Genomic DNA, 24,472 nt, shown 5'->3' on the forward strand with positions numbered 1-24,472 from the left:
CTCCTTAAATCTCTGTCGCTAATTTCTGTAGTGATAGCGCTAGTTTTGCTGGGTCAGCAGCTTGCAAGTCTTGCGATTGAAAAAGATTGGAACCTAAACCAAGATAACTCGCTCCATGGTCAAAATATTCCTTGGCGTTAGAAATCGAAATTCCACCAACACCCATCAAAGGTAGCTTGCCCAATGGAGCTTGCACATCTGTGAAAAAGCGTGGTGTCACAACTGCAGCGGGGAAAACTTTAACGATATCCGCTCCATCTGTAAACATCTCATTGATCTCAGAAGGGCTCATTGCCGCCGGTACTGAGAGCACTTGCTCTTTCCTTGCAAAATCCATTATTTGCTTCGTAAAACGATGGGGACCTAATAAAAAACGAGCCCCAGCTGCGACGGCTTTTTGGGCGTCAGGTAACGTTCTTACTGTTCCTGCCCCAATGAGAATAGTTTCACCAAATAATTTGCTTAACTTGTTGATATGTTCTAGAGCCCCTAAAGTATTTAATGTGATTTCAACTGCAAACTCTTTCTCAAGCCCACTCATTGCCGTTAAAACTGCATAAGCTTGTTCATATGTGTAACCCCTCATAATAATTGTAAAGCGTGGGTAATCTTCTACTTTCATCGTTTTCCTCCTAAGTCACTTGTCTAATTAGCTGATAAGCTGTTTTCGTATCTGAGCTTTCCTTCAAACGATTTAAAAACGTAGAATCATTACTAATATCTGCTAACTGATTCACAGCTTTCAAATGTTTCGTCAAATCATAAAACGATAATGGATAAATAAAATGGATTTTTTTACCGTTTGGAAAAGCGATTGGCTCAGCAGCAATCAATAGACTTATCCCATCTTTTAACACGCCATTTTGTGGTGCTGTATGCGGGATACACGTTTGACTCCCTAAATACCCAGCGTATCCTTGTTCTTCGATTTGATCCAAACAATCTTGAATAAACAGCTCTGTAATCATCTGATTTTCTAACAAAGGATGGCAAGCAAATTTCACTGCTTGTTGCCAAGTTAGCTTCTCTGACGTTCTTCTTATAAAATCGGGTTTTAAATAATCAGTCAATGATGGTAACGCTTTAAAATTTTCTAAAGGTGAATCTTGCTTTTGCTTCAATAAAAAGTACTCTAACTCTTCCCTTAGTTGCTTCGTATCATTTACTTGAGCATATGTGCGAATCACCGAAAACAACTCATCAACTGAGCGGTCTACTTCATTTAATCCTAACTCTTTTAACACACGGTATCGCAAACTGATCTGCTGCTTATAAGTCATGATAGGATCAATAATAAATTGCGGTAATTCACTGTTTAATGCAGTAGTTGTAAAAACCAAGTCATAATCCGTTCCAAATTTATAAAAATCTCTTACTGAAAATGAAGCTAAAAAATGTAACTCGGGAAATAGTTTTTTTAAATTTTCTCGCATCAGTTTTGAAACCATAACCCCATTTGCACAGACAACTACTGCCCTTGGTAATTGCGCTGCTATTTGACGAGGACTCATTAATTGAAAACCAAAGTAATAAGATAGAAGTGCCAACTCATCATTTGGAAACGCTCGGCCTAACCAGTTTTCTGTGGGAACAATCAGCTCCTTCATAAGATCCTTCAAAATTGCATGGTTGCTATCTTGAACTAAGCTATCAAGGGAGTACATGCCCAAGCTCAAATTGTATTTTATACGAAAACACGCTGGACGCAGATGGCCCAAAATCCGACGTTCAAATGCCTCTCTATCTTCAATCATAATTAGTGTTTGGTTTTGAAAACTTGTAACCATTTCACTGATCAAACATCTTAATTCACTATCTGAATCAAATACTTGAGTCGTCTTACGTTCAAAAATATTAGATGTTAAAAATAGCAGAGCTAGCCAAGAAAGATAGTTAGGAGACATGCTGGACCAAGGTGTATCTTGAAGCAAAATAGTCAGAACTTTATATTCTGGAGTTTTTCGAATCTCTATTTGTACCATTTCATCTTTTGAAGCAATCGGTGAAGTTGCACGTTGCAAGGTCATTCTTACAGCTGATTGCAGATAATCAACAGATTCATCTGAGTACCTTAAATGAAGCAATTGCTCCATGTTGTGTATCAAATGAACAACCTCTTCTTCGGGAATAGTCGGTGCCAATTTTCCTTTAATATCATCAAGACGAAATAATGAATGCTGCTTAATTAAATCAGAGAGCAGTTGTAAGATTCTCCTTTCCAATCCTTGCAGTTGATAACCGCTTTGACGATCATAGTGAATGGACAGGGCGTATTTGCTAACAAACTGCTTCGCTTTCTTTAAATCTTCTTGAATCGTATTGCGACTTACCGATAAGAGCTGTGTAAAATGATCCATACCAATGTAATCGGTATTAGTACATAAATAACTTAACATGATGGCAATCCGCTCATATTCAGAGAAAATAGTAACCATGGCAGAAGAATCTTCTTTATTTTGTTCAAGAGAAATCATTCGTAACACTTCTAAAGGAATAATAAAATCTCCCATATGGTTACGCCTGATTTGAGGCAAACCGTTTTCAAGTAACTCCTCATTAAATTGCTTAATGGAATAATTAATCTGTCTTCTTGTTAAAGAAAGTGATGTGGTTAACTCTGCCATCTTTGTCTCGGGTTTTTTTACCAATCGTGTGAGAATTCTTCGGATCCGTTCATTCATTTGATTCCCTCCTGATGAAATCATTATAGCTTTGATTCTTCGTAAAAAGATGTATAATTGAAAGCGTTTTTTGTCATAGTTGTTTTTTCTTTTTGTCCTAGTAAAACTATGTTTGATAAATCGCTGCTTGGAACCGACAAATAAAAAAAGTCCTCTATCAGCAAAAGTACAGCAAGATTTTTTATCTATTGCATTATTATCTCCAAAACAAAAAAAGGACGAACTCCCTTTAATAAGGGGATTCGACCTTTCCATTTATTGTTTAGGATAAAAAGTTTTAAAAACTAGAGAACCTTTTTTAATTGCGTATTTCGGTTAAAAATTTACGGGCTTGCTCTTGGTTCATTTGAGTCGCAGCTCGTAGCTTAGCTGCCAGCTGTTCAATCTCGGTTCCTTTTGCCCCAACTGAAATAGCTAATGAACGAGCTTGCATGCTCATATGGCCTTGCTGGATACCTTCTGAAACCAATGCCCGCAACGCTGCCAGATTCTGAACCAACCCGACACTTGCCGCCAGCGAAGCTAACTCACTCGCCGTTTCAACACCAGTCAATGCCAACGCCGCTTGGGCTTTTGGCAATACTTTTGTGGCACCCCCGACTGTGGCGATCGCCAACGGCAGTGTGATACTACCAATCAAACGGTCTTCTACGATTGCCCAGGAAGTCAACCCTTGCATGCGGCCATTACGGGCAGCATAGCCATGACAAGCGGCAGAAACGGCGCGAGTGTCGTTTCCGGTAGCCAAAATCAGCGCTTCAACGCCATTCATGATCCCTTTGTTATGGGTAGCGGCACGATATGGATCGATCTTGGCAAAATCAGCTGCATGAACAATTTTTTCGGCAACTTGTCTGCCATTCCCGTTCTTGCTCAATTTGTCAAAAGGCACCGAGCAAGTGGCTGTTACTAACGATTCCGTAGCGAGATTGCTTAAAATACTAAAGAGAATTTCTACTTCTGGGAACCATTTGCGAAAAAGCTCTGCCACTCCTTCTAAAATCGAATTGATGATATTGGCGCCCATCGCATCTTTGACATCAACCATTAAATCGATCGACACATAAGCGGTTGCTAAGTCAGATTCTGCTGGCGAGAAGTTCCGACCGATCACTCTTCGCAATCCACCGCCGCGTTTCACGATGGAAGGATACGTCTCATTCGCCACTGCAAAGATCGTTGCTTGCTCGGATTCAACTTTTGCCAAAATCGCTTCCGGATCCTGAACATCCATAAAGACGATCTGGCCTCGAAGCAAACGTTCTTGACTGGTCGTCGTAATGGGCCCAGCCATTTTTGCTCCATTGCTCATCGCTGCGATCACCGAGGGTTCTTCTGTGGCTAACGGGACATTGTATGCTTTGCCATTCACTTGCAGGTTCAGCCCTACGCCTAACGGGATCTCTACTTCACTGATTTGGTTTTCGATCAAGTGATTAGCAGTTTCCTTGTTTAGTGTCATTTCTTGAAAAACCAAGGATTCTGCTGCTGTGATCGCTCCTTGTGCTTCAAGAAAGGCTAATCGTTCATTAGGCGCGAGGGCGTAGAACTTTTTTTTTTCTGTTTTTTGTGATGCCGACTCTTCATCAAAATTCGTTTGACTTGCTGTCGCCGAAGGATTTTCTAACAGCATCGCTAGCCCTAATCCGCCGCCGACACACAAAGAGGCGATTCCGTAGCGCTCTTGGGTGTCTTTTAGCTGATAAGCGACGGTCGTTGCGATCCGAGCGCCGGTCGCTCCAATGGCATGTCCCAGTGAAATGCCCCCGCCGTAACGGTTGACTTTCTTCGGATCCAAACCAAGTTCACGTTCTACTACGATCGAAGAAGCTGCAAAGGCTTCATTGATCTCAAAAATACCGATATCTTCAATCGTCAGTGCTTGCTTTTTCAGTAACGTATCGATTGCTTTGATCGGTGAGATTCCCATGATCTCTGGGGCAAAGCCAACTTCGACGATCTCTTTGATCACTGCCAGATAAGGAATCTGATGCTCTTCACAATAGCTTTTTGACGCGATCAAGACCATGGCCGCCCCATCATTGATGGTTGAGGCGTTCCCAGCAGTCACCGTACCGTCTTTTTTGAAAACTGTTTTTAATTCAGCTAATTTTTCGACTGTCGTAGCGGCGCGAATGCCTTCGTCCTGTAAAACGGTTCCTGATTTTTCAGTCAACGGCACGATCTCTTGATCAAATTTCTTTGCTGCTTGCGCTTTGGCAGCTTTCATTTGTGAGTGGTAGGCAAACTCATCTTGCTCTTTGCGAGTGATCCCGTATCTTTCTGCTACCGTCTCAGCCGTCAGTCCCATTGGCTTGCTACTGAATGCATCTGTTAATCCGTCATGCATCATTGTTGACACCGGAGCTGAATACTGATCTTCCGCCTTGTTATAATAACTAAAGAGCGGCGCATTCGTCATACTTTCAATCCCACCAGTCAATACGACGGATGCCTTGTTCAATTGAATTTGCTCCATCCCCATTAGAATCGCTTTCATTCCCGAACCACATACTTCGTTGATCGTTGAGGCTGGAATATCTGAGGAAAGCCCACTTTGCAAGGAAACTTGGCGTCCTGGATTTTGACCACTGCCTGCTTGTAGCACATTTCCGATAATCACTTGTGCGATATGTTCTTTTGCTTGTTGGTTTCTTGCCAACAAGGCTTTTGCAGCAACTGTTCCTAATTCTACTGCTGAATATTCTTTTAATGACCCATGGTATTTGCCAATTGGCGTTCTTAGTGCGTCGATAATGACAACTTCTTCCACGTACGTCACCTCCTCTTGAAATATATCATTAAATCCTCCAAAAAAGAATACCCCACATTCGGTTGTCGCACCCTTTTCTACTTTCTTTAATAAAGTTTAAATTCTAATCAATTCTTTTTCATTTTTTTCAAAAAATATGATACCTTAGAACGTGTAGCCTACTAAGTATGTAGAACATAAAGGAGCGACGGAATGAACGTTGGTATTGATAAAATAAATTTCTTTGTCCCCCCCTATTTTATAGATATGGTTGATCTAGCTCACGCCCGAGAGGTAGACCCGAATAAATTTACGATCGGGATCGGTCAAGATCAAATGGCGGTCAATAAAAAAACACAAGATATCGTCACCTTTGCCATGCACGCGGCAAAAGATATCCTTACGAAAGAAGATTTACAAGCAATTGATATGGTGATCGTCGGAACAGAATCTGGCATCGATGAATCAAAAGCTTCGGCAGTGGTTTTGCATCGCCTATTAGGTATCCAGCCATTTGCACGGTCCTTTGAAATCAAAGAGGCGTGTTACGGCGCAACGGCGGGCTTACAATTTGCCAAAGCCCATGTACAAGCCAATCCACAAAGCAAAGTTTTGGTCGTGGCTTCAGATATCGCCCGTTATGGCTTAGCTTCTGGTGGCGAGCCGACTCAAGGTGTGGGAGCTGTTGCTATGTTGATCTCGGCGGATCCAGCAATTTTGCAGCTTGAAAATGATAATTTGATGTTGACGCAAGATATTTATGATTTTTGGCGTCCAGTAGGACATCAATATCCAATGGTAGATGGTCATTTGTCAAATGCCGTTTATATCGATTCTTTCAAACAAGTTTGGCAAGCCCATTGCGAAAAAAATCAGCGGACAGCAAAAGATTATGCGGCTTTGAGCTTCCATATCCCTTATACAAAAATGGGTAAAAAAGCCTTGTTGGCTGTTTTTGCCGAAGAAGAAGAAACAGAACAAAAACGCCTGATGGCCCGCTATGAAGAATCGATCGTTTACAGCCGTCGTACCGGCAACTTGTATACTGGTTCACTGTATCTGGGCTTGATCTCTTTATTGGAAAATTCCTCTAGCCTGCAAGCAAATGATCGAATCGGATTATTTAGCTACGGATCAGGAGCGGTTGCTGAATTTTTCAGCGGCTTGTTGGTACCTGGCTATGAAAAACAGTTGGCGCAAGCGGCACACCAAGCGTTGCTCGATGACCGTCAAAAGCTAACGATCCCTGAATACGAAGCGATGTTCAACGAGACGATCGATATCGATCAAGATCAATCCTTCGAAGATGATCTGCTTTATAGTATTCGTGAAATCAAAAATACCATTCGTTATTATAAAGAAGAAAACGAATGACCCTGAAAAAAACTTTGCTTCTTTTTTAGCTAAAAAGCTTGAAGGAACAAAGTTTTTTTCTTTCTTTGAAAATAATTGAAACAAAAGTTGTTTTCCAAACATTTTCTGCGTGTTATTCAAAAATTTTCAGATAATTCAGGAAAAACATTTGACAGTCCGCTTTTTTTTGTCTATACTAAAATCAATTCAAGTTTGGAGGAACTTTTTATGTTAAACACGACCGTATCCCCACAACTGAATACCTTTTACTTTAGCTACTTTAGATAGTTTGTATTCATATCACATTATGGATGCAAACCAAAAACGAGTTTTGTTTGTATCTATGATGGCTAAAGCATTTTAACTTGAACTTGCAGCCATGTAGAAAATCTTCTAAATGGTTGCCAATATACGTTTACGCTTGGTATAGGATCGAATCCATTTAGACGATTGTCTGAATGGATTTTTTTGTTCAGGTAAACCCCAATTAAAAAAGAAACGTTTATAGGAGGAGTTACAATGAAAATGAAAAAATGGATCACAACTGGGTTACTTACGGCTTCCTTGCTGGCATTAGCAGCTTGTGGCGAATCAAACAATGCTTCGGAGGAAAACGATGGAACAAAAACAGTCGGTGTTTTACAACTCGTGGAACACGGCTCCTTGAATGCAGCCTACGAAGGATTCAAAGAAGGCTTAGCAGAAGCGGGCTACACGGAAGGTGAAAACCTAACGATCGAATACCAAAATGCGCAAAACAGTCAAGACAATTTAAAAAGTATGAGCGAACGCCTAGTGAATGCCTCACCAGATCTTTTATTAGGCATTGCCACCCCTGCTGCTGTATCTTTAGCAAATGAAACGACCGATACCCCAATCGTAGTTACCGCAGTCACTGACTTAGTTGGAGCGAAATTGGCCGATTCAAATGAAGAACCTGGTCGCAACATCACCGGTACTTCAGACATGGTACCGATTGAGCAACAGATCAACTTGCTGTTAAGCATCGTGCCTGATGCCAAAACGATCGGCATTATGTATAACGCAGGTGAAGCCAATTCAAAAATCCAAGCTGACTTGGCAGAAGAAGCCTTAAAAGCTGCGGGCGTTGATGTAAAAGTATTGACCGCCAATACAACCAATGATGTGCAACAAGTAACCACCAGCCTTGCAAAAGATGTTGACGGCATTTATGTCCCAACAGATAATACCTTTGCCTCTGCTGCTGCAATCGTCGGCGAAGTCGCCAAAGAAACCAAAACACCGATCGTCGCTGGTTCCGTAGAACAAGTCGATGATGGTGCCCTAGCAACTTACGGTATTGATTATAAATCCCTTGGCATTCAAACAGGGAAACTAGCAGCGAAAATTTTGGATGGCGATGCAGAGCCAGCAACGACGCCCGTTGAAACAGCGGATAATTTAGAGTTAGTCGTCAATGAAGAGATGGCTGCTGCTTTAGGGATTGATCCTGCCAGCATCACTGCACCAGAATAACCATACTAACTTAGATTTGAGGAAATCATATGAATTTAGTCGACACATTCTTGCTCTTACTACAATCTGCCACCTCTCAAGGGATCCTTTGGGCATTGCTGGCGATTGGTGTATTTTTAACCTTCCGTATTTTAGATATCGCTGATTTAACTGCAGAAGGGAGTTTCCCCTTAGGCGCTGGGATCGCAGCAATCAGTATTACGAATGGTCTCTCGCCTATTTTAGCGAGTCTGATGGGCTTTGGCGGCGGCATGGTAGCCGGCTTAGTATCTGGTCTGCTCCACACAAAACTAAAAATCCCTGCCTTATTGGCGGGGATCATCACGATGACTGGACTGTATTCCATCACAAATCGTGTGATGGGTGCTCCCAACATCGCCTTGCTGGGACAAGACACGGTCTTCACCCAATTTCAAGCCATGGGACTGACCAAAAACAATGCCGTGATTCTTGCAGGCTTTCTCTTCGCGGCAATCGTCATTTTGTGCTTGTTCCTCTTTTTCCGTACAGAGATCGGCTTAGCGTTGCGAGCGACGGGCGACAATTTAGCTATGAGCGAGGCCAACGGCATCAACACTGATAACATGAAGATTATCGGCTATATGATCTCTAACGGCTGTATCGCCCTCTCTGGTGCCCTCTTAGCCCAAAACAATGGCTTCGCTGATTTGAACTCAGGGATCGGTACGATCGTGATCGGTTTAGCATCGATCATTATTGCAGAAGTTTTATTTGCCAATAAATCTTTGCTTTTGCGATTGATCACCATCGTGATCGGGGCAATCGTTTATCGCTTTATCTTGGCCGTCGTATTCGAATTCAATGTCGAGGCCAACGATATCAAATTGGCATCTGCAATCGTCTTAGTCATCTGCCTCTCCTTACCGCAGCTTCGTTCAAAACTAGGACTTAAAAAGATGCTGCCAAAAACCAAAGGAGGCCAATCCTAATGACTTCAGTCTTAACAATCGAGAATCTACACCAAACCTTCGAAAAAGGAACGATCAATGAAAACCATGTCTTGCGAGGCATTGACCTGACGATGAATGCCGGTGATTTTATTACGATCATCGGTGGGAATGGTGCTGGAAAATCGACCCTCTTAAACAGTATCGCAGGAACGATCCCAACAGAACAAGGAAAAATCACCTTAGATGGGAAAGACATTACCCGTTTATCCGTGACCAAACGGTCAAAAGATATTAGTCGAGTCTTTCAAGATCCACGTATGGGGACCGCGGTTCGTTTGACCGTCGAAGAAAATTTAGCATTGGCTTACAAACGCGGCCAAGTCCGCGGAGTTGCGACAGGCGTCAAAGCGAAAAACCGCGCGTTTTTCCAAGAAAAGTTAGCCAGCTTAAACTTAGGCTTAGAAAATCGCCTTTCTGCTGAGATCGGTTTGCTATCAGGCGGACAGCGGCAAGCTATCACCCTCTTGATGGCGACGTTGCAGCAGCCTAAATTGATTTTATTAGATGAACATACCGCGGCCCTTGATCCTAAGACCTCATTGACGGTCATGGCATTGACCGATCAGTTGATTCGGTCCCAACAGTTGACGGCTTTCATGGTCACTCATGACATGGAAGATGCCATTCGTTATGGCAATCGCCTGATCATGCTTCATCAAGGCAAGATCGTCGTAGACATTGCCGGTGAGCAAAAGCAGCATTTGACGGTCCCTGAATTGATGGAAATGTTCCATCAAAATAGTGGTGCTGAGTTGAAAGATGACCAACTGCTCTTACGCTCTTAACAAGCAAAAAAGGCACGTAGAAAGAATCTCCTTTCTACGTGCCTTTTGCTGTAATCACACTGCTTGCAAAAGCCTTACTTCGCTTCGTTTTCTGCAATGATGTCCGTTACCTTCATCAAGCGAGTCAATGTTGCTCGTTCGTCTTCTGCCAGATTGCTTTCGATGTATTGAATGGTTTCTGTCAGCTTGGGAATCGTCATATACTCTAACGCATTGACTCTTCGCCTCGTCCGTTCGATCTCATTGGCCATCAGTTGACAGGTTTTCTCGATCTCGGCCAACTGCAGCATCACTGGCAGCATTTGATCCAGATGGGACAACGAGAGATCCAGCTCACTGGTGGTACTCACAAAACCGTAGGAAAAATCATCATCCGAGCTTTCTTCTTCGTAAACAGGGTTCAACACTGGCACATCCATATTCATGATGGTTCGGCTTTGCACATCTAAGGTCACTTTATTCAAAGGGATCATAAAGGCTTCTTGCAAAACGACATCGGGAATACTACTAGAAGCTAGCACATACTCTTCCATTCCTGCTTGCAATGCGGTCTCCATCTTTTTACGAAGTTCCTGATTTTTCTTTACTAGCTGAATGAACTGGCGCACCAGCTCATCTTGCTTGTCTTTCAATAATTTGTGACCACGGGTTGCCGTCGTCAGCCGTTTTTTCAAACGACTTAGTTCCATCCGCGTCGGATTGACATTTAAGATCGCCATTAAGAACTCACATCCTCGTCCGTTGGGTAATAGGCGTCGATAAATTCTTCTTTGATACGGCTCAACTCTTGTTTTGGCAAGGTAGCTAATAGCTTCCAGCCTAAATCTAACGTTTCTTCAATCGTCCGATTGGTTTCAAATCCTTGATTGACGTACTCTTTTTCGAAAAGATCAGCAAAGCGCGCGTACTTTTTATCAAGGTCAGATAAGGCAGACTCCCCTAAAACGATCGATAGCTCTTTGGCAGCTTTCCCATCAGAATAGGCGGCATAGATTTGATTCATCGTTGCCGCATGATCGGCACGGGTCTTACCTTCTCCCGTTCCTTTGTCCTTCAACCGCGAAAGACTTGGTAAAATATCCACTGGCGGGTTGATATTGCGCTTGTAAAGGTCCCGCGACAAAATGATTTGTCCTTCCGTAATATAGCCGGTCAAATCAGGAATCGGGTGGGTTTTATCGCCATCTGGCATCGTTAAAATTGGAATCTGTGTGACCGAGCCTTCTTTGCCCATCAAACGTCCTGCCCGTTCATACAGCGTCGCTAAATTGGTGTATAGATACCCTGGATAGCCGCGACGTCCTGGAACTTCTCGGCGGGCAGCGGAGATTTCTCGCAATGCCTCGCAATAGTTCGTCATATCGGTCATGATCACTAAGACGTGCATGCCTTTTTCAAAAGCCAAATATTCTGCTGCGGTCAATGCCATCTTAGGGGTAGCGATCCGTTCGATTGCTGGATCATTGGCAAGGTTCATAAATAAAACAGAACGATCTAACGCACCGGTTTTGCGGAATTCATCCACGAAAAATTCAGCTTCTTCAAAAGGGATCCCAATTGCTGCGAAGACGATCGCGAAATTGCCTTCTTGGCTAGGTACTGTTGCTTGTCGTGCGATTTGAGCAGCGATCTCTTTATGAGGCAAACCAGACGCAGAAAAGATTGGTAGTTTTTGTCCACGAACTAATGTATTTAAATGATCGATGGTTGAGATCCCCGTTTGGATAAATTCATCTGGGAAGTCCCGCGCCATCGGATTGATGGCTTCACCGTTTACATCGATGCGTTTTTCTGGCAAGATTCTCGGGCCATTATCTTTTGGTTTTCCTAAACCGTCAAACACCCGACCCATCATATCTAGAGAAACCCCTAGGGTCAAACCAGTCCCTAGAAACCTTGCTTTGCTTTCTTCTGCACTCAAATTACTGGTACCTTCAAAGACTTGGACAACAGCATTGTCATCACTGACTTCCAGTACTTGTCCTTGACGGATCTCGCCTGTGTCCATGCGGACCTCAACGAGTTCGTCGAATTTCACGCCTCGAACATTTTCGACCACCATTAAGGGGCCGGCGATTTCGGAAACTGTACGATATTCTTTTAACATCAATGAACACCTCCAGTTTCAATGATTCGTTGTAACATTTCTTTGATGTCATGCTTGATCGTATCCAAGCGGGTCAATTCTTCTTCAGGAATGTATTTGCTGCGGGCGATGCGCTCACGCAGATCAACCGTTCCTTTGGTGATCTCATCTAAGTAAGCACCTAGCTGCAGTGCACGTTGGGCTTGTTCATTAAAGTAAAGAATATTCTCCAACATTTTGAACTGCTTATTACGAGATGTATACGTGTCAACGTCATCAAAGGCGTTTTGCTGCAAGTAGTCTTGTCTTAAAGAACGGGCAGTCATCATCGTCAAGCGGTCTTTCTGGGAAAGAGAATCCATCCCTACAAGCTGAACGATTTCTTCTAAACGGCTTTCCTCTTGGAGAATCGCCATTGATTCATTGACTAGCTCCGACCAGCGATCGCCTAATAATTGATCCAAATAAGAATTGATTTGATCTTCGTAAAGGGAATAGGAATTCATCCAGTTGATGGAGGGAAAATGACGTTTTTGCGCCAGCATGCTATCCAATGCCCAGAAGACTTTCACGATTCGTAAGGTATTTTGTGTGACTGGTTCTGAGATGTCTCCACCAGCAGGTGAAACCGCACCAATTGCGGTAATGCTTCCTTCCCGAGGCTGCGTGCCTAATGAATGGAAACGCCCTGCTCGCTCATAGTATTCCGCAATTCGACTTCCAAGGTAAGCCGGATAGCCTTCATCTCCTGGGATCTCTTGCAAGCGTCCACTCATTTCCCGCAGCGCTTCTGCCCAACGAGAAGTTGAATCTGCCATGATGGCAACACTATAGCCCATGTCACGGTAATATTCCGCGATCGTGATTCCTGTATAGATCGAGGCTTCCCGAGCAGCAACTGGCATATTCGACGTATTGGCGATCAATACCGTACGTTCCATGATCGACTTGCCGGTATTCGGATCGATCAACTCAGGAAATTCGTTCATGACATCCCGCATTTCGTTGCCCCGCTCACCGCAACCGACATAGACCACGATATCCACATCTGACCATTTAGCGATCTGATGCTGAACGACTGTTTTTCCAGCACCAAAAGGTCCAGGAACAGCAGCTGAGCCGCCTTTTGCCACTGGAAAATAGGTGTCGATAACTCGCTGTCCAGTGACTAGCGGGTCGCCTGGATTTAATTTAGCAGTAACGGGACGTGGTTGACGAACCGGCCATTTCTGTACCATCGTCAAGGATTTTTCCCCATCGATGGTTTCTAGAACACAGATGACTTCAGTAATCGCAAAATTTCCCACCATGATTTCTTTGACGGTTCCTTCATAGTTTGGTGGCACCATGATCTTATGCTCGATCACCGACGTTTCTTGTACTGAACCTAAAATATCACCGGCTTGTACAGTATCGCCGACTTGTACTTGTGGGACGAAGGTCCATTTCTTTTGGCGATTCAGTGGATCGATGGTGACCCCCCGCTCCAAAAAATCACTCTCTGTTTGCGACATAAATGTATCTAATGGTCGTTGGATCCCATCAAACATCTGAGTCAACAAACCTGGTGCTAGTTCGACAGACAATGGTGCGCCTGTCGTTTCCACGGGCTCGCCTGGTCCGATTCCCGCTGTTTCTTCGTATACTTGGATCGAAACCAGCCCTTTTTTGATCTCAATGATCTCACCGATAAGGCCCTTGTCACTGACTTTGCAGATTTCGTGGATTTTTGCGCCACTTAATCCTGAGGCGGTGACCAGTGGTCCCGATACTTTTTCAATTGTGCCAAATGCCACATTTATTCCTCCTAGCTGGCTGACTTGTCTGTTATGAATCTAATATATTCATTCCTACCGCTTTTTCCACATTTTGCTGAATGCGTGCCATACCGATCCCTAAACTACCCGTACTACTTGGAATCGGAATGATCGCTGGTGTCGGTACTTCTTCGTAACGACGAACGATCGGTTCTAATTGTTCGATCAACCGCTCGGTCAAAAAGATCACACCATACGCTTCAGCCATCTCTTCTAATTGTTGGGCGGCTTCATCCAAATCGCTGACTGGAAAGATATCGATCCCCAGCCCTTTGAAAGGCAAGATCGAGTTCTTACCACCCATCATTGCTATTTTTTTATGCATAACTATCACGCACCCGACTTCTTAAAATCTCTTCTGGCACCTTATTGATTTTACCAATCAAGAGAATACGCAAGTTCTTGCTTTCAATTTCCTTGGCATACAGATACCCTGCCAATGCTGACGGCCCAAAAGGCACGATTTTTTGTTCTTTGAGCTTCGCCATTAGAAAATTGTCTTTGCGTATATCAAAGGTATTCAAGGTCTTCTTTTCTACCAACTCTTCATAACTATGATTGATCAGCTCTTTATAAGGGGTTCCTTGCAAGTATGCCACAAACGCCTCAAGAGAAGTCGTGATCTCTGCTAACAACTCACTTGCAGGTAAATTCCCATGGTCGGCTAAAACTGCGCTGATAAAGCCGCGCTTGCGTTTCATCGCGTAACTGCGCAACGTTGTTGAAATATTGAAGATATCGATTTGACGGCGAATCAAGCTTTGCAGCAACTCGTCTTGGTATTCTTTACCGATCGTCCATAATTGCTCCCAATAATGGTTGTCAAAGATGATATCGATGGACTGGACTTCATGATAGTTCTCAATATAAGAAAAGACTTCTTCCACACAGGCAACCATCTCTTGCGCGACCTGAGTACTTTTTCTGGTCTTGACCAGATCTTTAAGGACGGAAAGTGGCTGGGTGCCGATTGGGACGAGATACGCCGAAAAATCTTCTTGCATATATGCCGCTTTTACTAAAACTTTCAGATTTTGATAGTCATATTTCAAAGCAAAGAAATCAACGATCGCTTTTTCTGGTGTCAACTGATACATCGTTTCGTATACCCGTTTCAACTCAGCCATCAGGACTTGTTCAAAATCGTGTACACGATCATCTTCATTGATGAAGTCACCATAAACCGTTTCTTGCAGCATCCCATAGATTTCCTCTGCGCTGGCAGCTGAGAGCATTCGCTCATAGCGACTACGATCGAATAATTGCGATTCATACGTCCGAATTCTCGTATTCAACGTATTATATTTGATGTCATTCATCTGTTTGCACCTGCTTACTGTTCAAAAATCAATTGCAGTAACGTATTGCTTAACTCTTCTTTGTTGGCTTCTAGTAGCGCATCAAAGGTAAAATTCAACTCAATTGCTTCTTGTCGCAACAAAAAGCCACCCTTGCGAGGGATCGTTTTATTTACCAGTTTCAGCTGAACCTCTGGGACCGATGCTTGCAACTTAGTAAGGAATTCCTCATCAACGAAATGACGGGACTTCTCGCCTAAAAGCAACTCGACCTCACCAGTTAACCGTGCATTCGCCAAGCCTTTCGCGATAAACGTATAAAATGCTGCCTGATCCATCGTGTTCAAACGGGTCAGAGCCTCAGAAAACAGCTCATCTAAGACGGACTGCTTTGCTGCCAAGACCTTGTTTCTTGATTGGATATGCACATCTGAGATTTCCAAATACATCGCCGCACGTTTTTCTTTTTCATAAAAAGCTAACCGTTCATTAAGCTCTTTTTCTAACTGTGCTCGTTTTAAATTTTCTTGGTTTTCACTTTCTTTTTGTGCTTCTTTGATTTGAAGCTGGTATTTCTTTTCCGCATCAGCGGTTATTTTGTCAGTTAAACGTGTAATATCAGACATTCACTTTTCCCTCCTCTTAATTCAAGACAAGCAAGAAGGAAATCACGAACCCTAAAATACAATACGTTTCCATCATCGCTACCAAGATAATTCCTTTGGTCACATGTTCTGGTTTTTTTGCTAAAATCTGCATCGCAGCACTTGCGGCACGTCCTTGCCACTTACCGGCGATAATTGCTGTTAACGCGATCGGCAATGAAGCGATAAACAAATACAACCCGCGATCGAATGAGATCGAACCACTGATCTGACCAAAAATCATAAAGGAGATTACAAAGCCGTATAGCCCCTGGGTACTAGAAAGCAATTCCAAAATCAACGCTTGCCCGAATTTCTCTGGTTGCTCTGAGATCAAGCCTGATGCTGCTTCACTGGTCATCCCCACACCGATCGTTGATCCGATACCACCACAAATCGTTGCGGTCGCTACACCTAAAGCTGCAAAAACAATTCCACCATTTTCGTAAAAGAAACTAATCCAATTTTCCATTATTATCCTCCTGTAACTTTTCTTCTGAGATGATCTCTACATAATTTTCATTTGATTTGAACGGGTCAAAGGCACGTCCGCCCCCCGTAAAGAATTTTCCGAAATACTCTAAATACTGCAAGCGGATACCATGAACATACGCACTAAGGTAACTTAAGAAAATATTCAGGCCATGTAGCGCCACAAATAATAAGATACCGACGGTGAACCGGGCTGCTGGCGGCAAGTAGCTAATGATCAAGTTGAAGGCTGAGGCGATACTTCCGCCGGCAACCCCTAACGCCATCAGACGGGTGTAACTGATCAAGTCACCAACATAATTGGTCACATCCATCAATCCGTACAATCCAGAACCGATTTTTCCTGCCAACGTTTTTCCTTCTAAACTGCCTCCGATTGCCACTGCTAAAAGACTGGCAGCGATCATTACGATCCCAATCGTTTGTAACGGGGTGTCAGGGAAAAGCAGCATTCCTGCAGCGACAAAAACGACACTGATCAAAAAGACGATCCACGAACCGGCTTGGAACATCGCAGCCAGTTTCTGATCTTTTTTCTTCCATAAAATATAGAATTTCAGCGCCAAGCCAAACATGATCTGAATGTACCCAAAGATCACGGATAAGACTAAGATCTGATTGACATCATCCTGGGCAGACAACAGCTGGAAGGAGAATTCAAATCCGAAGAAGTTGCCATAGATCAAGCCCCAAATAATCGTAGGGATCGAGCACAACTGAAAGAGGGTCAAATTTTGTTCCAGCCCTTTGCTGAGGTGGAACAGCTTTTTCCCCAGAAATGTCGCCAGAAACAAGAGCAATCCATAGCCAAAATCGGCAACCATCATCCCGAATGCCACCATGTAAAAAGGCGCCATAAATGGTGTCGGATCTAACTCGTCATATTGCGGCAAGCTGTACATCCGAACAAGTCCTTCAAAAGGCTTGATCCAACGTGCGTTTTCTAATAAAATCGGCACATCAGCCAGCTCTTTTTCCGTCACTTCTTGGTATTCGAGGTAATAGTTATCCGTGGTCCCTTTTTTGATACGTTTTTCTAATTCGGCCGCCCCATCAACAGGAACCCAGCCAGAAATCGAGACCGCATGAGTCGAACGCAAAAGCATTTTACTGCTTTTTAAGCGGGTGATCGCTCCATCTAAATACTCGGCAACGATCCGCAAGGTTTCTTGCTCTTTTGTCATCGCACCAAGAGAAGCTTTGATTTCTTTTTCTTCATCAATTAGACGCTGGGATTTTTCTTTCATCGTTTGCAGATCTTCTTCTGGAATGCCCTCATAAGGGTAGATGTATTGCTCGAAGGCTGCTTTCTTTAGAAGAGTAGTTACTTTTTCTTTTACATCTTTATGGAAAAGTACTAATAAGTAAGTTGTCGTTTGTGATTGATAAATGGTTTCGACATAGACAAGCGGCAGCTTTTCACTGTTGGTCGTAAAGTCAGCCATTTCAGAAGTAGGAATCGATCCTAACAAGCCACCTGATTTTTTTAATTCTTTTAAAACAGCTGGTCGTTCTTTGAAATACTTCCAGATCGACAGTTCTGCTTCTTGTGCTAATACATCGCGTTTTTCTTGATCAATCAAGCGAAGACGTTTGTCTTGTTTACGAAGGGTTTGGCATAATTCTTGCCAAGGATAGGTGTGGGCTGTTTCAGCCAATTCTTGAAGGGTATATTTTTTGATTGGTTGCCGCAGTTGTGCCAGCATTCCTTTTTTGGGTACATATTCTTCTAAAAAATTTAAGCTCCAGTTGACTTGACCAAACTGGTTCTCCATTTCTTCTTCAGACTGTTCCTCGCGAACCGGTGTCAAAACACCCGTCGTTTCTTCAGAATCATAATATTTTTCCGAAGAAAGCAGTTCTACGCCTTGAAAGTCTTGCAGCTGCTCTAAAACAGCTTCTTTCTGATCGTAAAAGGTCAACAGACTGAACTTTTGCATTTTTGCAATTGCCATTTATGTCACAACCTTATTTATTATTATTGCTAATGCTTCTTCTTTCAATTCATTAGGGATCGTTCGCAGTGTTTCCACTTCTGCTTTGGTCTTAGCCAAGAGTGGTTCCTTAGACTGTACCAACTCAGCTGCGATTTTTTGGTTGATTGCTTCTTTTTGTTGGGCTTCTTTTTCTGCCAACTCTTTTTTAAACGCCTTCAACCGTTCTTCTCTTGCTTGTGCCAATTGTTTTTTTTCTGCTTCTGCTTCTTTATTTTTATTTTCCGCAAATTGCTCTGCTTCTTGTAATAATCGAATGGCATCTACTGTCATTTTCTCACCTGCTTTCACTTTTTTTCCGCAAAAAAAACCACTACAAATCAAGCATATGGCATTCGCTGATCGTAGGGTGTCAAAAATCAATAAGTGGCAAATACCTTCACCTATTTCCGTTTTCTAATATAACCGTAACATAAATTTTGCGATAGAACAAGGTTCCTAGCGTTTTTTTATAGTCTTTACATATAAAAGTCACAAAAATTACACATTTTCACAAAAAGAAATCCTTTTCATTTTATTAGGGGGTTAAATGATGACAAAAAAGAAAGATTAGAAACAAAATGATGTTTCAAATCTTTCTTTTAGTTTTTTCTCGTCTTTTTCTTAACTTAAATGCTTCTAAAGAAAAGACAAGTATTTAAAATAACAAAGCATCGACCTACTCACGTATAAACGGCATACTCATACAGCGGGGGCCCCCGCGTCCGCGAACCAATTCGCTGCCCGAGATTTCATTCAAAATGACTCCTGCCTCTTTTAACAGCCCATTGGTAATGGTGTTGCGGTCATAGACCACAACTTCTCCAGGTGCAATCGCCAAGGTATTAGACCCATCATTCCATTGCTCTCTAGCTGCCGCTGCTAAATCGTCACCACCACAGCGGATCAAGTGTACTTCAGGCAAATCTAAATAACGGCAAAGAATGTTTTCCAACGTATCTTTTTCCTCATATACTCGCACACCGTCCTTGTGTTTAGTGATTGAATACAGCGAAAGTTCTCCCTCGATTTCTGGATGGATCGTGAACTTATCATGATCCACCATCGTGAAGACCGTATCTAAATGCATAAATTTTCGTTCCTCGCCGATATTAAATGCCAAGATATGTTCGAAACTCGGTTCTGTGGCAAAAATCGTTTCGGCAATTTTTTCAATTGAGGCAACTTCTGTTCGTTGAGAGATCCCGATCGCCACGATTTTATCTGATAAAATCAGCTGATCCCCGCCTTCCATCCGCGTCGTTTCGTCCCGATGATACAAAAAGTTCGTCTCATTGCGGGCAAACATCGGATGGTGCGTAAAAATTTGTTTTCCGTAGAGGGTTTCCCGTCTTCTCGTTGCAGAATACATTCGATTCAAGGAAACACTGTGACCAATCGTCGCAAACGGATCTCGCGTGAAATACAAGTTTGGCATTGGATCGATCAAGAAAGGATATTCTGTTTCAACGATTGAAGTTAAGTTACTGGCTTTTGAAATTTCTACCTCACTTTTTTTCAAGCCCGCCATCGTATGATCGATAAAGGCGCGATTGTCTTTAATCGACAGGAAAAAGTTGCGCACTTCGTTGCGAATCTCTTCATCAAGGATCGTTGTTTCATTTAAATAGTCTTCTAAAAAGGCCTCTTTGGCACCAGTTGTTGTCAATGTTTCAGCAGCTAGATCCTCCAAATAAAGGACTTCCACCCCTTTGCTTCTTAACGTATCCGCAAAAAAATCATGTTCTTTTTGCGCTTGGGTTAAAAAAGGAATATCATCAAACAACAATCGATCAAGATAATCCGGCATCAAGTTTTCTAATTCTGCGCCTGGACGATGCAGCAGCACCCGTTTTAAAGGGGCAATCTCAGAAAAAATCTGAATTGGCTGGTTCATGAACTTGTCTCTCCTTCTTGGCAATTTTGTTGAATAACTTATGTCATTCATTTTTTATGATTCCTCATCACATAATTATTCATTTCTCTAACTCATCGTGTTTTTTCTACTCGTGACTCAAAGTTTTTTTGGATCATATAGTTATAAATATGCATTTCAGCAAAAAGAAACCTCCGTTAAAAAAACAACTATCTAAGAATATAAATTCTAGATACTTTAATTTACCGCCTTTTTCAATTGTATATTTTTGTTAAAAAAACAGCAAGGCAAAAGAACTGATGGACGATAGACCTAGCTGCGAAACCAGATTGAACTATCTTTGTTTTTTTGGATCATTTCATGATTTTCAAATGATACCGCTATCAAATAGATAAATATTTGCTATGATTCAAGTATCTTGATGATAAAGAAACGTCTATAAAGGAGCGATTTCATGAAAACGCAACGTCAACTTTACTATGGTGCCGACTACAATCCTGAACAATGGTCTAAAGAAGTCATTCTTGAAGATATGCGCTTAATGAAAGAAGCAGGTGTGAACTATGTAAGCATCAATATTTTTGGCTGGGTCAATCTGCAGCCAGATGAATCCACCTATGATTTTGACTTTCTGGACTGGTTGATGGATCTTTTATATGAAAACAATATCATGATCGACCTAGCCAATGGAACGGCTTCGCCTCCCGCTTGGCTTGTTCAAAAACACCCTGAGATGCTGCCTGTGACCATTCATGGCAATCGACTGGTTCATGGGTCGCGCCAGCACTACTGTCCGACTTCCCCTATCTATCGTCAATATGCCACCGATTTGTCAGAAGCAGTCGCAAACCGTTATGCCAATCATCCAGGGCTAGTCATGTGGCATATCAATAACGAATATACCTGTCACATCCACGAGTGTTATTGCGATCATTGTCGGAAAAGATTTCAGACATGGTTAGCAGAGAAATATCAGACCATCGCTGGATTGAATGATGCTTGGTCAACCAAGTTTTGGAGTCAATCCTATGGTAGCTGGGACGAAATTTTTCTACCTGAAGCGATGCCGACCTTCAAAAATCCTGCACAGCAGTTAGACTATCGCCGTTTTCTTTCCGACATGAATCTGGAGCTCTATCAACTCGAAAAGGCGGCGATCGCAAAATATTCACAAGGCATCCCTTACATGACCAATCTTATGGGCTTGCACAAATACGTGGATGGGTTTAAATGGGCACCCGAAATGGATGTAGTCAGCTGGAATTCGTACCCGAATCCCTTTGAAAAGATCCCTTACCCGCAATTTCTTGCTAACGATCTAACTCGTAGTTTAAAGAAAAAACCTTTTTTGATCATGGAACAAGCCACCAGCGCCGTTAATTGGCGGCAAATCAATGGTGCCAAGACACCCAACCAGCTGCGTCTTTGGAGTTATGAAGCGCTCGCTCATGGCGCTGATGGCATCATGTTCTTCCAATGGCGGCAGTCTCGTGGCGGTGCGGAAAAATTTCATAGTGCGATGGTGCCTCATGGAGATCCTCATTCAAGCCGTATCTTTCGTGAATGTGCGCAATTAGGCAACGAATTTTCGCAACTGTCGGATATCGTTGGGACGCGCTTCTTGGCTGATGTCGTGGTTGTCTTTGACTGGGAAAATTGGTGGGCGCTGGAATTGGATGCCAAACCAAGCACCTTAAAGTACATTCATCAGTTACGCAGCCTGTATGCCGCGCTAAGGGCGTTAAATCTGAGCGTAGACTTTGTCCATCCTTCCGAATCCCTAGACGGCTATCCTTTAGTGATTGCCCCAAATCTCTATTCAGCACCAGAAGCCTTCGGTAAGAAAATCAATGATTACGTGCGACAAGGCGGCATCTTCTTGACGAATTTCTTTAGTGGGATCGTCAATGAATATGACCAAGTCTATCTTGGGGGCTATCCAGGACTGTTTAGGGACACCTTAGGGATCATTGTAGAAGAGTTTTACCCAATGAAAGCAGCTACCCATCACCAAATTGACTTCCAAGGTCGTCGGTACGACAATTCTCTATGGGAGGAAGTCATTCATCTAAATGGTGCGAAAGCTTTGGCAACCTTCCAATCCGGTTATTTGTCCGATAAGCCAGCCATTACTATGAATCAGATCGACGATGGGTATGCGTATTACGTGGGAACAGAATTGTCTCTTGAAGGGCTAACTACATTTTTAGCGACCATTCTGGAAAATCATAAATTAGCGACTCATGCCCAGCACTTCTTGGCTGCTCCTACTGAGGTCTCCGTTACCTGTCGCAAAGGTGCTGGCTATACACTCGTCTTTCTCTTAAACCATACGGAGCAGACAACCAAAGTGAAGCTGAAAGCCCCTGGAGCAGACCTTCTAACCAAAGAAACCAGACAGTTGGTAGTTCTGAAACCAAAAGAAGTCGCAGTTCTTAAGTATGTTGATTGATCTAAGGAAAAAGAACCTCCATGAAGCGATCGCTTCATGGAGGTTCTTTAATAGACGTTACTAGATTCAGGGAGAGTCATTAGACTAGCGATAGGCATTTTCTAAATAAGAGGCTATCTTTTGTCTTCGCTCTCCATCTCTTTTTTCTGAATAGTGATACTCTGGATTAGTCCAATGGGATTTGTCGTACAACCAAACAGGCATTTTTTTCGTTTCGTCGGTTTCCCATTCATAACGGGGAAACAAATGTGCATGAAGAAAGTTATCAGTATTTCCCAATAGTTCATAATTGATTCTCAATGGAGAACAAGCTTGTATTATAGCATCTCCTAAAAGAGTCATATCAGTTAAGAAAATCTGTCGCTCGCTTAAATCTAGATCATTTAAAGAAGCCACCTCTCTTTTAGGTAATAATACACAGTATCCGGGAAGAAATTGGACATCGCCATAAACAGCAAAACTGCCAGACAATTCTTTGATCACCATTGGATTTGTCCCATCTATCGCTGATTTGATTCTATTCTCATACCATTTCAATTTGATCCCCCTCTTTCCTGTTCCTTGCAGCTATTCATGTAAAAACTATACAAGATTAAAGAAAGGCTTTCAATAGTAACAAAATAAAAAAATCTTTGCTATACGAGTGGTCCTTCAAAATCGTATTTGTAGACTTTTATAAACAAAAAAAATGTATCAATCTTATAAAAGACTGATACATCAATGATACCGGCGGCCGGGGTCGAACCGGCACGCCCTCAACGGGCACTGGATTTTGAGTCCAGCGCGTCTGCCAATTCCGCCACGCCGGCATGTTGAAAGGTTAGTATTAGTACTAAGGCGGTAACCGGATTTGAACCGGTGATGAAGGTTTTGCAGACCTCTGCCTTACCACTTGGCTATACCGCCATTATACTATTGTTGCAATCTACAATCAAGTGAAGATTGTACTGGGGTAGCTGGATTCGAACCAACGCATGACGGAGTCAAAGTCCGTTGCCTTACCGCTTGGCTATACCCCAAAAATGAAAGGGCGAGTGATGGGAATCGAACCCACGAATGCCGGAGCCACAATCCGGTGCGTTAACCACTTCGCCACACCCGCCGTGATAAGAAACTGTTGAAATATATAATGGCAGGGGCAGCAGGAATTGAACCCACACTAACGGTTTTGGAGACCGCTGTTCTACCTTTAAACTATGCCCCTATGAATGGAGGAGAGTGGATTCGAACCACTGAACCCTAAGGAACGGATTTACAGTCCGTCGCGTTTAGCCACTTCGCTACTCCTCCATGGTGGCGCGGGACAGAATCGAACTGCCGACACATGGAGCTTCAATCCATTGCTCTACCAACTGAGCTACCGAGCCATATAAGAAAATATAAGTTTTACAAAAATAATGAAACGGTCTGGACGGGACTCGAACCCGCGACCTCCTGCGTGACAGGCAGGCATTCTAACCAACTGAACTACCAAACCGTAATGGGGGTTAACGGGATCGAACCGCTGACCCTCTGCTTGTAAGGCAGATGCTCTCCCAGCTGAGCTAAACCCCCGAAGGTTGTTCATTAAATTGTAATGATCCGTACGGGATTCGAACCCGTGTTACCGCCGTGAAAGGGCGGTGTCTTAACCACTTGACCAACGGACCTAAGTTTAAAACGGAGAGTAAGGGATTCGAACCCTTGAGACAGCGATAGCCATCTACATGATTTCCAATCATGCTCCTTCGGCCACTCGGACAACTCTCCAGCCTAAAAGAAGCTCATTACTCTTGCTTGTTTTCTCTTATTAGAG

Annotated in this window: 19 protein-coding genes and 11 tRNA genes; 5 read left to right on the top strand and 25 right to left on the bottom strand. The window is 42.9% G+C overall.

The genetic code is table 11. The features are described from left to right. Window positions 1–4 precede the first annotated feature (4 nt). The 3 genes from ECA1_RS09545 to ECA1_RS17135 all read right to left on the bottom strand — a co-directional run bounded on the left by ECA1_RS09545 (window position 5) and on the right by ECA1_RS17135 (window position 5,454). A complete protein-coding gene (locus ECA1_RS09545; protein ID WP_060792350.1) occupies window positions 5–622 on the bottom strand; it encodes a bifunctional 4-hydroxy-2-oxoglutarate aldolase/2-dehydro-3-deoxy-phosphogluconate aldolase in 618 nt (205 codons plus the stop codon). Window positions 623–632: 10 nt separating this feature from the next. Continuing rightward, window positions 633–2,681, bottom strand: a complete 2,049-nt coding sequence (locus ECA1_RS09550; RefSeq protein WP_060792351.1) for a BglG family transcription antiterminator — start codon at window positions 2,679–2,681, stop codon at window positions 633–635. A gap of 298 nt (window positions 2,682–2,979) precedes the next feature. Continuing rightward, entirely contained in the window at window positions 2,980–5,454 is a 2,475-nt protein-coding gene (locus ECA1_RS17135; RefSeq protein ID WP_081091731.1) for a hydroxymethylglutaryl-CoA reductase, degradative, read from the bottom strand. 192 nt (window positions 5,455–5,646) lie between these two features. Here ECA1_RS17135 and ECA1_RS09565 point away from each other — a divergent pair, with 192 nt between their 5' ends. The 4 genes from ECA1_RS09565 (at window position 5,647) to ECA1_RS09580 (ending at window position 10,039) form a co-directional block, all read left to right on the top strand. Beyond that, complete coding sequence (locus ECA1_RS09565; protein WP_060792352.1) at window positions 5,647–6,807, top strand: hydroxymethylglutaryl-CoA synthase; 1,161 nt, start codon at window positions 5,647–5,649, stop codon at window positions 6,805–6,807. A 498-nt stretch (window positions 6,808–7,305) separates the two neighbouring features. Continuing rightward, a complete protein-coding gene (locus ECA1_RS09570; protein ID WP_060792353.1) occupies window positions 7,306–8,283 on the top strand; it encodes an ABC transporter substrate-binding protein in 978 nt (325 codons plus the stop codon). 29 nt (window positions 8,284–8,312) lie between these two features. Then, window positions 8,313–9,233 carry an ABC transporter permease gene (locus tag ECA1_RS09575; protein WP_005229245.1) on the top strand — a complete coding sequence of 307 codons (921 nt, stop codon included), beginning with the start codon at window positions 8,313–8,315 and terminating at the stop codon, window positions 9,231–9,233. Beyond that, window positions 9,233–10,039: an ABC transporter ATP-binding protein gene (locus tag ECA1_RS09580; RefSeq protein ID WP_060792354.1), complete on the top strand. Its 807-nt coding sequence runs from the start codon at window positions 9,233–9,235 to the stop codon at window positions 10,037–10,039. The genes ECA1_RS09575 and ECA1_RS09580 overlap by 1 nt, the downstream gene beginning before the upstream one ends. A 74-nt stretch (window positions 10,040–10,113) precedes the next feature. Here the strand turns inward: ECA1_RS09580 and ECA1_RS09585 are convergent, their stop codons facing one another. From ECA1_RS09585 to arcA, 10 genes are all read right to left on the bottom strand, one after another. Continuing rightward, window positions 10,114–10,758 (bottom strand): V-type ATP synthase subunit D, encoded by a 645-nt coding sequence (locus tag ECA1_RS09585; protein WP_005229243.1) that lies wholly within the window; start codon window positions 10,756–10,758, stop codon window positions 10,114–10,116. Continuing rightward, the gene (locus tag ECA1_RS09590) at window positions 10,758–12,146 is read right to left on the bottom strand and encodes a V-type ATP synthase subunit B (protein ID WP_005237151.1); all 1,389 of its coding nucleotides are present in this window, start codon (window positions 12,144–12,146) and stop codon (window positions 10,758–10,760) included. Before ECA1_RS09590 ends, ECA1_RS09585 begins: the two co-directional genes overlap by 1 nt. After that, complete coding sequence (locus tag ECA1_RS09595) at window positions 12,146–13,921, bottom strand: V-type ATP synthase subunit A (protein WP_060792355.1); 1,776 nt, start codon at window positions 13,919–13,921, stop codon at window positions 12,146–12,148. The genes ECA1_RS09590 and ECA1_RS09595 overlap by 1 nt, the downstream gene beginning before the upstream one ends. Window positions 13,922–13,952: 31 nt before the next feature. Continuing rightward, on the bottom strand, window positions 13,953–14,267 hold the full coding sequence (locus ECA1_RS09600) for a V-type ATP synthase subunit F (protein WP_005229240.1): 315 nt from the start codon (window positions 14,265–14,267) through the stop codon (window positions 13,953–13,955). Further along, on the bottom strand, window positions 14,260–15,261 hold the full coding sequence (locus ECA1_RS09605) for a V-type ATP synthase subunit C (protein ID WP_060792356.1): 1,002 nt from the start codon (window positions 15,259–15,261) through the stop codon (window positions 14,260–14,262). Before ECA1_RS09605 ends, ECA1_RS09600 begins: the two co-directional genes overlap by 8 nt. Window positions 15,262–15,275: 14 nt before the next feature. Then, window positions 15,276–15,866: a V-type ATP synthase subunit E gene (locus ECA1_RS09610; protein ID WP_005229237.1), complete on the bottom strand. Its 591-nt coding sequence runs from the start codon at window positions 15,864–15,866 to the stop codon at window positions 15,276–15,278. 16 nt (window positions 15,867–15,882) lie between these two features. Beyond that, window positions 15,883–16,356 carry a V-type ATP synthase subunit K gene (locus ECA1_RS09615; protein ID WP_005229236.1) on the bottom strand — a complete coding sequence of 158 codons (474 nt, stop codon included), beginning with the start codon at window positions 16,354–16,356 and terminating at the stop codon, window positions 15,883–15,885. Continuing rightward, window positions 16,340–18,331 carry a V-type ATP synthase subunit I gene (locus ECA1_RS09620; protein ID WP_015510091.1) on the bottom strand — a complete coding sequence of 664 codons (1,992 nt, stop codon included), beginning with the start codon at window positions 18,329–18,331 and terminating at the stop codon, window positions 16,340–16,342. The genes ECA1_RS09615 and ECA1_RS09620 overlap by 17 nt, the downstream gene beginning before the upstream one ends. Then, a complete protein-coding gene (locus ECA1_RS09625; RefSeq protein ID WP_010749206.1) occupies window positions 18,332–18,643 on the bottom strand; it encodes a hypothetical protein in 312 nt (103 codons plus the stop codon). A gap of 385 nt (window positions 18,644–19,028) precedes the next feature. Next, window positions 19,029–20,246 carry an arginine deiminase gene (gene arcA / locus ECA1_RS09630; protein WP_060792357.1) on the bottom strand — a complete coding sequence of 406 codons (1,218 nt, stop codon included), beginning with the start codon at window positions 20,244–20,246 and terminating at the stop codon, window positions 19,029–19,031. Window positions 20,247–20,679: 433 nt separating this feature from the next. Between arcA and ECA1_RS09635 the strand changes: the two genes are divergently transcribed. After that, the gene (locus tag ECA1_RS09635; protein WP_060792358.1) at window positions 20,680–22,677 is read left to right on the top strand and encodes a beta-galactosidase; all 1,998 of its coding nucleotides are present in this window, start codon (window positions 20,680–20,682) and stop codon (window positions 22,675–22,677) included. 84 nt (window positions 22,678–22,761) lie between these two features. Here the strand turns inward: ECA1_RS09635 and ECA1_RS09640 are convergent, their stop codons facing one another. The 12 genes from ECA1_RS09640 to ECA1_RS09695 all read right to left on the bottom strand — a co-directional run bounded on the left by ECA1_RS09640 (window position 22,762) and on the right by ECA1_RS09695 (window position 24,426). After that, window positions 22,762–23,214: an HIT family protein gene (locus tag ECA1_RS09640; RefSeq protein WP_060792359.1), complete on the bottom strand. Its 453-nt coding sequence runs from the start codon at window positions 23,212–23,214 to the stop codon at window positions 22,762–22,764. Between the two features lie 187 nt (window positions 23,215–23,401). After that, window positions 23,402–23,486, bottom strand: a tRNA-Leu gene (locus tag ECA1_RS09645). A gap of 26 nt (window positions 23,487–23,512) precedes the next feature. Continuing rightward, window positions 23,513–23,583, bottom strand: a tRNA-Cys gene (locus ECA1_RS09650). Window positions 23,584–23,624: 41 nt separating this feature from the next. Then, window positions 23,625–23,696, bottom strand: a tRNA-Gln gene (locus ECA1_RS09655). 10 nt (window positions 23,697–23,706) lie between these two features. After that, window positions 23,707–23,779, bottom strand: a tRNA-His gene (locus tag ECA1_RS09660). 28 nt (window positions 23,780–23,807) lie between these two features. Next, window positions 23,808–23,881: transfer RNA gene (locus tag ECA1_RS09665), tRNA-Trp, on the bottom strand. 5 nt (window positions 23,882–23,886) lie between these two features. Further along, a tRNA-Tyr gene (locus tag ECA1_RS09670) sits at window positions 23,887–23,967 on the bottom strand. A gap of 1 nt (window position 23,968) precedes the next feature. Continuing rightward, a tRNA-Phe gene (locus ECA1_RS09675) sits at window positions 23,969–24,044 on the bottom strand. Between the two features lie 36 nt (window positions 24,045–24,080). Beyond that, a tRNA-Asp gene (locus ECA1_RS09680) sits at window positions 24,081–24,154 on the bottom strand. Window positions 24,155–24,158: 4 nt separating this feature from the next. Then, window positions 24,159–24,231, bottom strand: a tRNA-Val gene (locus tag ECA1_RS09685). A 23-nt stretch (window positions 24,232–24,254) separates the two neighbouring features. After that, a tRNA-Glu gene (locus ECA1_RS09690) sits at window positions 24,255–24,326 on the bottom strand. Between the two features lie 11 nt (window positions 24,327–24,337). Further along, a tRNA-Ser gene (locus ECA1_RS09695) sits at window positions 24,338–24,426 on the bottom strand. Window positions 24,427–24,472 lie beyond the last annotated feature (46 nt).

This window comes from Enterococcus casseliflavus NBRC 100478 (genome assembly GCF_001544095.1).
Classification (GTDB): Bacteria; Bacillota; Bacilli; order Lactobacillales; family Enterococcaceae; genus Enterococcus_D; species Enterococcus_D casseliflavus.